Source organism: Moorena sp. SIO4A1 (assembly GCF_010672065.1).
Classification (GTDB): domain Bacteria; phylum Cyanobacteriota; class Cyanobacteriia; order Cyanobacteriales; family Coleofasciculaceae; genus Moorena.
This window is the reverse complement of the sequence record NZ_JAAHHX010000309.1, coordinates 1-2,311: the sequence shown is the minus strand read 5'-3', so window position 1 is coordinate 2,311 and position 2,311 is coordinate 1. Positions and strand designations below refer to the sequence as shown.

Here is a 2,311-nt window from a genome sequence, read left to right as displayed (position 1 = left end):
CTTGCCTCGGAGATCCCCCATTATCCCCCTTAAAAAAGGGGGACGAGCGAGTATGGCTCCCCCCTTTTTTAAGGGGGGCTGGGGGGGATCATAATCTTGCGGAAAACTTTGAAAACACGCCCTAGCCTGCTACAGGGGATCTACTGAGTATCCAAGACCTTCACTGTTAGTTCACGCTTCTAGGGGCTATAAGAATTGGGGTGCAATGGTTTCAGGAATTGGGCGTAGTTCCACCCCCTCTTACCTGAAATCCATATCTGTCAAGGGATTTGAGCTCTTAATATTTACTTTATAAATTAGCTCTTAAGTGCTTTAATTATATTAAACTTAACAGCTGTTCGCGTAGCGTGCGCGTAGCGCATTAGCTGACCGCTGCATGGTGACAATTTGATTGAGTAATAAATAACTGAATTATGGCTGTGATTTTTGAATGGCTTAGCAAAGTCTGGAACATCGTCTCGAAGGTGTTTACCACCAAGCTGTTTCAGCTGGGCACCCAAGACTTGTCTCTGATTATGATAGTCCAACTCATAGTAATGGCTATCGTTACCTTATATATAGCTCGTAAACTTCAGGACCTGATTAAGCGTCGGGTGCTAACTCGCTTGGGGTTAGATCGTGGGACTCGCGAAGCATTGTCCTCCCTGATCGGCTATGTTCTAACTGTCATAGGATTTTTTATTGTTCTGCAAACGGCTGGGATTAACCTCAGTTCCCTGATTGTTTTTGCAGGGGCAATGGGTATTGGTTTAGGCTTCGGACTTCAGAATTTAACCGCCAACTTTATCAGTGGTCTGGCGATTCTGTTTGAAAAACCAATTAAGGTGGGAGACTATGTCAAAGTTGATGAACTTTCAGGAACTGTAGAAAAAATCTCGATTCGTTCCAGCACTATCCGCACTAATGATGGGGTATTTGTTATTGTTCCGAATACTAGTTTCCTGGAAAACAATGTAGTTAACTGGACTTATCAAGATCCTAGAGCTAGGCTCAGAATTCCTGTTGATGTTCCCGATGAAAGCGATCCAGTCATGGTCACAGAGGTACTGTTAAAAGCGGCTCGCAAAGAACCAGAAGTTTTACCATCCCCTGCTCCTGAAGTATATTTTAAAGGGTTTGGAGACGGCATGGATTTTGAACTCTTAGTATGGATCGACAATCCACCAAATATGGAATCAATTCAGAGTAGTTTGTATTATCTGATAGAAGAACAACTTCGTGAGCAGGGAATCGAGCACGCCGAGCCTCAGAGAGACCTGTATATCCGAAATCTGAAGGACTTAGAATTTCTGGTACAAAAACCTCAACAAACACCTCAACAAACTGGTGCTGCTAACGGCTCATATTCTCAAGAAGAATACCTCTATAACAAAGCTGTAGCCGCTGCCAAAAAAAACAAAGTAAAAGCTAACTCTAGAGGAAAATTGACCCTGCGGGATCTCTTGCGGAAGGTGAGTTACTTTGAAAAGTGTAGCGATAGCGAGCTGCGACATATAATTCAGCAAGGATATCGTCAAATGCTCAAAGCAGAGGATATAATCTGTGAAGAAAACGACCCAGGGGATTCATTTTATATTATTCTATCTGGCTTAGTTGAAGTCTTTGTGGAATCAAGGGGAAAACGGATTGCCATCCGCAAGCCAGGGGAATTTATTGGAGAGATGTCTTTGCTTCTGGGTACCCCCCGTACCGCTACTCTTCGCGCCCTAGAAGACACGATTCTGTTTGTGGTAGACAGGGAAAATTTAAAGAGTCTTTTGGTAAAGCACAAAGATTTAGCTGACCAAATTTCCGAAGAATTATTCAAACGTAAGGAGACCCTAGAGAAATTAGGAATAACGGTAGGTGTAACAGAGGAAAAAGAGAGTGGAACCAATCAGATTCGCCAACGCATTCAATCACTATTTGGGATTTGATAGGTTTGTTGGTAATGATTTGACAACTTGGTTTCTAAGTTTGGGTGCATCGCGCTGTATCGCTTTTGCAATTAGGCAAAAATTCTAAGAAAATTCCAAGACTTCCAACACTTCCAAGACTTTCAACACTTCGCCTTCTTTGTTACAAATATGAGATGCACCCTTGCTATTTCTGGGTAAACCGCCACACCCCATCCCAATTCTGCGGTACCCCTTGCACCATTAATTGATTAATTCGGTCTACATACAATAATGCTGTCTTATCGTTAGGATTGACAGCTAACACTTGATTAAAACACGCTTTAGCTTTTTCAAATTCTTGAGTTCGGTAGTAATCTATAGCTAGCTTAAATTCTGACTGGGTTGTTAACTTTAATTCCCTAACTTGTTCAGGC

At 42.3% G+C, this 2,311-nt stretch carries 2 protein-coding genes; one reads left to right on the top strand and one right to left on the bottom strand.

Annotated elements, in window-relative coordinates:
* The first annotated feature begins 413 nt into the window (after window positions 1-413).
* Window positions 414-1,916 carry a mechanosensitive ion channel domain-containing protein gene (locus tag F6K53_RS37605; RefSeq protein WP_075899520.1) on the top strand — a complete coding sequence of 501 codons (1,503 nt, stop codon included), beginning with the start codon at window positions 414-416 and terminating at the stop codon, window positions 1,914-1,916.
* Between the two features lie 166 nt (window positions 1,917-2,082).
* Here F6K53_RS37605 and F6K53_RS37600 read toward each other — a convergent pair.
* The coding region (locus tag F6K53_RS37600; RefSeq protein ID WP_293084759.1) for a tetratricopeptide repeat protein at window positions 2,083-2,311 on the bottom strand (229 nt) is incomplete at its 5' end.

Excerpts from the sequence above, each read along its gene's own strand:
- F6K53_RS37605 (WP_075899520.1), top strand. The coding sequence starts at position 414 with ATGGCTGTGATTTTTGAATGGCTTAGCAAAGTCTGGAACATCGTCTCG.